This is a genomic window from Streptomyces sp. NPDC039465 (genome assembly GCF_055639315.1).
This window is the reverse complement of the sequence record NZ_JBVKAP010000006.1, coordinates 522,754-529,900: the sequence shown is the minus strand read 5'-3', so window position 1 is coordinate 529,900 and position 7,147 is coordinate 522,754. Positions and strand designations below refer to the sequence as shown.

The 7,147-nt window shown below is 70.9% G+C and carries 8 protein-coding genes; 1 reads left to right on the top strand and 7 read right to left on the bottom strand.

The window, feature by feature from the left end; all coding sequences use genetic code 11:
• Positions 1-145: 145 nt before the first annotated feature.
• Together ACZ7LT_RS22795 and ACZ7LT_RS22790 are read right to left on the bottom strand one after the other, a co-directional pair.
• Complete coding sequence (locus tag ACZ7LT_RS22795; protein WP_028797915.1) at positions 146-682, bottom strand: alkyl hydroperoxide reductase; 537 nt, start codon at positions 680-682, stop codon at positions 146-148.
• A 2-nt stretch (positions 683-684) separates the two neighbouring features.
• Entirely contained in the window at positions 685-1,239 is a 555-nt protein-coding gene (locus ACZ7LT_RS22790) for a peroxiredoxin (RefSeq protein ID WP_471237894.1), read from the bottom strand.
• Positions 1,240-1,389: 150 nt separating this feature from the next.
• Between ACZ7LT_RS22790 and ACZ7LT_RS22785 the strand changes: the two genes are divergently transcribed.
• Positions 1,390-2,364 (top strand): hydrogen peroxide-inducible genes activator, encoded by a 975-nt coding sequence (locus ACZ7LT_RS22785; protein ID WP_471237912.1) that lies wholly within the window; start codon positions 1,390-1,392, stop codon positions 2,362-2,364.
• Here ACZ7LT_RS22785 and ACZ7LT_RS22780 read toward each other — a convergent pair.
• Genes ACZ7LT_RS22780 through ACZ7LT_RS22760 form a run of 5 tightly spaced genes read right to left on the bottom strand, consistent with a single transcriptional unit; the run spans position 2,309 to position 7,093 of the window.
• On the bottom strand, positions 2,309-4,660 hold the full coding sequence (locus tag ACZ7LT_RS22780; protein WP_471237893.1) for an FtsX-like permease family protein: 2,352 nt from the start codon (positions 4,658-4,660) through the stop codon (positions 2,309-2,311). The genes ACZ7LT_RS22785 and ACZ7LT_RS22780 overlap by 56 nt on opposite strands.
• Entirely contained in the window at positions 4,657-5,337 is a 681-nt protein-coding gene (locus ACZ7LT_RS22775) for an ABC transporter ATP-binding protein (RefSeq protein ID WP_471237892.1), read from the bottom strand. Before ACZ7LT_RS22775 ends, ACZ7LT_RS22780 begins: the two co-directional genes overlap by 4 nt.
• Entirely contained in the window at positions 5,334-5,858 is a 525-nt protein-coding gene (locus ACZ7LT_RS22770) for a PadR family transcriptional regulator (protein ID WP_471237891.1), read from the bottom strand. The genes ACZ7LT_RS22775 and ACZ7LT_RS22770 overlap by 4 nt, the downstream gene beginning before the upstream one ends.
• A 60-nt stretch (positions 5,859-5,918) precedes the next feature.
• The gene (locus ACZ7LT_RS22765; protein ID WP_471237890.1) at positions 5,919-6,143 is read right to left on the bottom strand and encodes a type II toxin-antitoxin system antitoxin; all 225 of its coding nucleotides are present in this window, start codon (positions 6,141-6,143) and stop codon (positions 5,919-5,921) included.
• Positions 6,140-7,093 carry an SPFH domain-containing protein gene (locus ACZ7LT_RS22760; RefSeq protein WP_471237889.1) on the bottom strand — a complete coding sequence of 318 codons (954 nt, stop codon included), beginning with the start codon at positions 7,091-7,093 and terminating at the stop codon, positions 6,140-6,142. The genes ACZ7LT_RS22765 and ACZ7LT_RS22760 overlap by 4 nt, the downstream gene beginning before the upstream one ends.
• Positions 7,094-7,147: the final 54 nt, after the last annotated feature.

Genomic DNA, 7,147 nt, shown 5'->3' with positions numbered 1-7,147 from the left:
AGCTTCCTGCGTCCCTGCGGCTGCCGGTCCTCGCGGATATCGAAGTCCATGCCACCCCTTGAGCTGGGGTGTTGCAACGACTCCTAGAACCCGAGCATGGTCCCGGGGCCCTTCGCGTCGTACGGCTCGTGCCGTGCGTACAGGCCTACTCGGCCAGGACGGCCTCGGCGTCGAGGGTGGTGCCGACCGCCTGGATCACCGCGGCGATCTTGAAGGCCTCCTGGATCGTCTCGCGGTCCACACCGGCCTTGCGGAGCACCTGCTCGTGCGAGTCGAGGCACTGGCCGCAGCCGTTGATCGCGGAGACGGCGAGCGACCACAGCTCGAAGTCGACCTTCTCCACGCCGGGGTTGCCGATGACGTTCATCCGCAGGCCCGCGCGGAGCGTGCCGTACTCCGGGTCCGACAGCAGGTGCCGGGTGCGGTAGAAGACGTTGTTCATCGCCATGACCGCGGCGGCGGACTTGGCGGCGGTGTACGCCTCGGCGGAGAGGTTGGCCTTGGCCTCGGGCTCCAGCTCGCGCAGGACCTTCGGGGAGCGCGCGGCGATGGCGCAGGACAGGACCGTGCCCCAGAGCTGCTGCTGCGAGAGCTTGTCGTTGTTGCCGATGACCGAGCCGAGGTTCAGCTTCAGGTCCTTGGCGTAGTCCGGTATCGCGGACTTGAGCTCATCGAGCGCCATGGTCACTCACCGGCCAGGAGGGCGCCGGCGTCCAGGGTGCTCTCGCCCTTGTTCCAGTTGCAGGGGCACAGCTCGTCGGTCTGCAGCGCGTCCAGGACCCGCAGGACCTCCTTGGGGTTACGGCCCACGGAGCCGGCGGTCACCATCGTGAACTGGATCTCGTTGTTCGGGTCCACGATGAAGACGGCGCGCTGGGCGAAGCCGTCCTCGCCCTCGACGCCGCACTCGCGCATCAGGTCGTGCTTGGAGTCGGCGAGCATCGGGAAGGGCAGGTCACGCAGGTCGGCGTGGTCCTTGCGCCAGGCGTGGTGCACGAACTCGGAGTCGCCGGAGACGCCGAGGATCTGGGCGTCGCGGTCGGCGAACTCGTCGTTCAGCTTGCCGAAGGCGGCGATCTCGGTGGGGCAGACGAAGGTGAAGTCCTTCGGCCAGAAGAACACCACGCGCCACTTGCCCTCGTAGGACTTGTGGTTGATCTGCTCGAACTCCTTGCCGCTCTCCAGCGACACACAGGCGGTCAGGTCGTACGCGGGGAACTTGTCACCGACAGTGAGCACGCGCTCTCCTTGCAAAGGCGGAAATCCCTTTTGAGGGTTTCCGTGGGGGTTGGACGTGGGCCCAGCATGGCACGGCGTGCATTGATCAGTGAAATAGCTAGACTGCGTCGTGTTGATCGAAGGTGGTTATCAGTCGTGTCGTCACAGCGTGTGAAACAACCCAGCCTGTCCCAGCTCAGAGCCTTTGTGGCAGTGGCGGACCATCTCCACTTCCGGGATGCCGCGGCCGCCATCGGGATGAGCCAGCCCGCCCTCTCGGGCGCGGTTTCGGCACTCGAAGAGACACTCGGTGTCCAGCTCCTTGAGCGTACGACGCGTAAGGTGCTGCTCTCGACCGCCGGGGAGCGGCTCGCGGTACGGGCCAAGGCCGTCCTCGACGCGGTGGGCGAGCTGATGGAGGAGGCCGAGGCGGCCCAGGCGCCGTTCACGGGGGTCCTGCGGCTCGGGGTGATCCCGACCGTCGCCCCGTACCTCCTGCCGACCGTGCTGCGGCTCGTCCATGACCGCTACCCCGAGCTCGACCTCCAGGTCCACGAGGAGCAGACCTCCTCGCTGCTCGAAGGCCTTGGCGCCGGACGGCTGGACCTTCTGCTGCTCGCCGTCCCCCTCGGCGTGCCCGGCGTCGTCGAGCTCCCGTTGTTCGACGAGGACTTCGTCCTGGTGACCTCCGAGGGACACGGTCTCGCCGGCCGCGTCGACATCCCCCGCGAGGCGCTGCGCGAGCTGAAGCTGCTCCTGCTCGACGAGGGGCACTGCCTGCGCGACCAGGCTCTCGACATCTGCCGTGAGGCAGGCCGCGGCGACGGCGCCCCAGTCACCACGACGGCCGCTGGTCTGTCGACACTGGTCCAGCTGGTCGCGGGCGGCCTCGGGGTGACCCTGCTGCCGCGGACCGCGGTCAAGGTCGAGACCGCGCGCAACGACCAGCTGCTGACCGGTTTCTTCGCCGATCCGGCGCCCTCGCGCAGGATCGCCCTGGCGATGCGGACGGGCGCGGCGCGGGAGGCCGAGTTCGAGGAGTTCGCGGGCGCCCTGCGGGAGGCGCTGGCCGAACTGCCCGTACGCGTCCTCACTCCGTACGCAGACCGTCCGGACGCATCATCCGCCACATCGGCGGCAGACTGAGCAGGGTCACCACCGCGATCAGGGCCGCGCCGACGCCGACGACCGGCAGGAAGACCCACCAGTCCGTCACCTGCTTGCCGATCAGCCTCAGCAGGACGACGCCGAGCCCGAGTCCGCCGCCGGTCGCGAGCGCGAGGCCCAGCGTGATCGGGATGGCGGTCTGCCACAGCACCGACCAGCTGAGCGTCGTGCGGGGCGTGCCGAAGGCCACCTGGGCGGCCAGCAGCCGCTTGCGGTCGCGCAGTTGCTCCACCGAGCCGACCAGCAGGGAGACCGCGATCAGGGCCATCGTGGCCGACGCCGCGACGAAGATCCCGGTCCGTACGCTGGTGTACTGCGCGTCCCGTTCGAAGTTCTGCAGGGTGAGGACACGCATCGTCGGGTCGATCAGCGCCGCCGCGTTGCGGACGTGCTCGGCGGCGTCCGGGACGCCGGGGTCGACCTGGATCATGGCCTGCGCGGAGGGCGCGTCGAGCCGGGTCACATCGATCGCGGACGGGGTGGCGAGGATCCCGAACTGCATCTGCCCCATGGGGTCCAGACGTCCGTCGACCGTGCGGGCCGAGGCGGGGATCCGCCACAGCAGCGGGTCCTTGCCGGGGTGGTCGTAGTCCGGGCGCAGATTGACCTGGACGCCGGGCCGGGCGGTCTCGCGGACGTAGTCGTCGTCGGGGGCGTCCTCGCCGTGGCCAAGCGCGATGAAGACGTCGCCGTCCCGGCAGGAGGGCAGGTGTGCCAGTTCCCGCAGCGAGCGGCAGTCGCCGACGGTCAGCTGGGTGGAGGAGAGGTATCCCCGGTCCGCGGTCGGGGCTCCGGCGCGTTCCGCGCCCGAGCTGATGATCCCGATGACTCCCTGGACGCCCTTGGCCGCCGAGAACTTCTCGATCATCTTCCGGGCCTCGGAGCCGTCGCGGGCCGTCATCCGCGTCTCCAGCTGGGCGCGGGCGGTGTCCATGTTGGTGGGCCGCATGAAGTCGCTCTGGATGGAGTGGAAGAGCATCTGCAGGGCGATCGCTCCGGCCGCCGCGACCACGATGCCGCTGACCGCGCGGGCCGCCGTCCCGCTGCTCAACTGGAGCCTGCGGGTGGCCAGCTGCCAGGCGGTGGGGCCGCCCCGCAGCCGCTTGACCGCGGCCTCGACCAGCCAGGGCAGCAGGGTGGTCAGACCCGTCAGCGCCAGCACCGCGCCCGCCGCGACCTGGTACGTGGCGATCGACTCGTCGGAGACCGCGATCTGCCCGGTCAGCGGCAGCAGCAGCGCCAGGCCCACGGCGACCAGCGTGAGGCGCCACCACAGGCGGCGCGGGCGCGGGGTCGCCTCGCGGACCACGCCGAGCGGTTCGATGGAGATGCCGCGCAGCGCGACGACCGTGACCACCACCGCGCACACCGGCACGACCAGGGCGATCAGGGCGGTCAGCGCCAGGGACGGCACCACGTCGGAGGGGAAGAAGTTGAGGTTCCAGACCGTGGCCCAGCCCATGACCTGGCGCAGCAGGACGAAGAACCCGGCGCCCGCGACGAGTCCGAGCAGCGCCCCGGCCAGTGCCTCGCCGGCGGCGATCCGCCGGGTGGTGGCGGTGTCCGCGCCGACCAGCCGCAGCGCGCCGAGCCGCTTGTCACGCCGGTCGCCGCCGAAGCGGACCGCGGTGGCGATGAAGACCAGTACGGGCAGCAGCAGGACCACACAGGTGACGACGGTGATCAGAAGCAGGAAGCCGCCGAAGGGCCGTTCCCGGGAGGCGGGGTAGCCGAAGCTGTCGCCGCGGTCAGCGCCGGAGGCGGTGTCGAGGGTGGCGCTGCCGGCGTAGTAGAGGAGTTCGCGCGGGCCGATGAGGCCCGAGTCGTCGATGGTCCCCGTGACCCGATAGGGGAAACGTTCCTTCAGGAGTGCGCCGCCGGGGGAGGCGAGCAGCTCGGCGAGGGCTGGGGAGACCACCATCTCGCCGGGCGCGGGCAGCTTCGCCAGACCCGGCGGCGCCGGGGCGTGCGCGCCCTCGGCCCGTACCACCACGCCCTGGACCGGGTCCCCGTGGAAGACGGTGCCCGGCTCGACGTAGAGAAAGGAGCGGTCGGAGCGGGGTGCCTCGTCGCCGCCGGTGTAGATCGCGCGCGCGTCGGAGCGGTCGGCCCGGTTCTGGAGCAGGTCGGGCACGGAGGCGGCGACCAGGAGCAGCGCCACGCCGAGTCCGACGCCGACGGCGGTCAGGGTGGTACGGACCCAGCCGCGGCGGCCGCCGGCCACCGCGAACCGCGCTCCGAGCGTCAGGTCACGGGCCCAGGTGCGGAGGTTCATGCCACCCCTGCCAGGTCCCGGATCCGGCCGTCCCGTACGACGACCTCGCGGTCGGAGTAGGCGGCGACCCGGGCCTCGTGGGTGACCAGGACGACCGCGGCGGAGGTCTCCCGGGCCGCGTCGGTGAGCAGGGTCATGACCCGCTCGCCGTTGAGGGAGTCCAGCGCTCCGGTCGGCTCGTCCGCGAAGATCACGCGCGGGGCGGTGACCAGCGCGCGGGCGACCGCGACCCGCTGGCCCTGGCCGCCGGAGACCTCGCCCGGCCGGTGCCCGGCGACGTCCTCGACCTCCAGGCGCTCCAGCCACCGGAGGGCCTTGGCCTCGGCGGCCTTGCGGCGTTCGCCGTTCAGCCGCAGCGGCAGAGCCACGTTCTCCAGGCAGCTGAGCTCGGGCACCAGCTGGCCGAACTGGAAGACGAAGCCGAAGTCCTGACGGCGCAGGGCACTGCGCGCGCTGTCGGACAGGGTGGTCAGCTCGCGCCCGTCGTAGTGGACGGTGCCGGCATCGGGCCGGACGATGCCGGCGAGGCAGTGCAGCAGGGTGGACTTCCCGGAGCCGGAGGGCCCCATCACGGCGACGACCTCGCCCGCCCGGATCGCGAACCGTATGCCGGCGAGGGCCGGGGTCCGTCCGTACGTCTTGTCGAGCCCCTCGGCCGACAGCAGCGCGCCGCTCATGCGCCGATCTCCTCGGCGAGCCGGCCGAGCCGGGCGGCGGTCAGTTCCAGCCAGCGCAGATCGGCTTCGAGATGGAACAGCGCGTGGTCGCAGATGAGCTGGTCGGCGAGGTCGCCGTCCTTCTTGCGCCGGGTCAGCTCCCGCATCAGCCGCAGGTGTTCGGTGCGCTGGGTGTCCAGGATGCCGGCGGCGCTGCGGTGGGTCAGCAGCGCGAGGACGACCTTGGTGTAGAGGGTCGACTGGAGGTACGGCTCGGGCTTCTCGGGCTGGGCGAGCCAGCAGGCGACATCGGTGACCCCGGCCTCGGTGATGGCGTACCGCTTGCGCTCGGGTCCGCCGCCCGGCTCGATCCCCTCGACCTCGACCAGCCCGTGCTTCAGCAGCCGCGACATCGTCGAGTAGACCTGGCCGTAGTGCAGCGGCCGGTCGTGCCCGAATCTCTCGTCGAAGGCGCGCTTGAGGTCGTAGCCGTGGCGGGGGCCGGTTTCGAGGAGCCCGAGGAGGGTGTGACCGATCGACATGCCCGCCACTGTACATGGGGTGTATACCCGCGATGTATACGTGCGGTTCCGGCCAGGTGCCTACTCCGTGGGCGGGGGGGACTCCTTCGTGGGGCGTCCCCGCCGGGGGATCGGACGGGCGTCGTCCGGGAGGCGGCCGGCCTCGGCGAGGGCCCGGCGGAGCAGGAACTCGATCTGTGCGTTCGCGCTGCGCAATTCGTCCGAGGCCCAGCGCGCCAGCGCATCGTGGACCTTCGGGTCGAGCCGGAGCAGGACCTGTTTCCGCCGGGGGGCCTCGTTCGTCACTGGTACAGAGTGCCCGTGTTGACGACCGGCTGGGCGGCGCGGTCCCCGCAGAGCACCACCAGCAGGTTGGAGGCCATGGTGGCCTTCCGCTCCGGGTCGAGCTCCACGATGTCCCGCTCGGCGAGCCGGTCGAGCGCCATCTCGACCATGCCGACCGCCCCGTCGACGATCTGCCGGCGGGCGGCGACGACCGCGCCGGCCTGCTGACGCTGGAGCATCGCGGAGGCGATCTCAGGGGCGTACGCGAGGTGGCTGAAGCGGGCCTCGACGATCTGGACGCCGGCCGCCTCGACGCGGGCGGTCAGTTCGAGGGCGAGCTTCTCGGTGATCTCCTCGGCGTTGCCGCGCAGCGACAGGCCGTCCTCGTCATGGGCGTCGTAGGGGTACTCCAGCGCGATGTGGCGCACGGCCGCCTCCGCCTGGGTGGCGACGAACTGGAGGAAGTCGTCGACCTCGAAGAGGGCCTGGGCGGTGTCCCGGACCTTCCAGACCACGATGGCGGCGAGCTCGATCGGGTTGCCGTAGGCGTCGTTGACCTTGAGGACGGTGGTCTCGTGGTTGCGTACGCGGGTCGAGACCTTGTTGCTGGAGGTCAGCGGATTGACCCAGCGCAGCCCGTCGGTGCGGACCGTGCCGACGTACCGGCCGAAGAGCTGGATCACCCGCGCCTCGCCGGGCGCGACCATCTTCACCCCTGTCATGCAGAACACCGAGGTGAAGCAGGTGAGGCCGCCGAGAAGGACGAGGGTCGCCCCGAGGCCGTCGTTGCCCCCCGCGCCGACCACGACGCCGGTGATCGCGAGGGCGACGCCGCCGAGGGCGCCGATGACGGTCAGCAGGAGGCCGAGGCCGCCGGGGATGGAGTGCGCCTCGGTCTCGCGGATCGCAGGCGACGAGGAAATGTCCGTTATGTCGGCCCCGTTGGCCGGCATGGGCAGGGATGAGGTCATGGATGGAGCCCCCGTTCTGACGAGTGATGTCATAGTGATAGCACATTTCCCAAT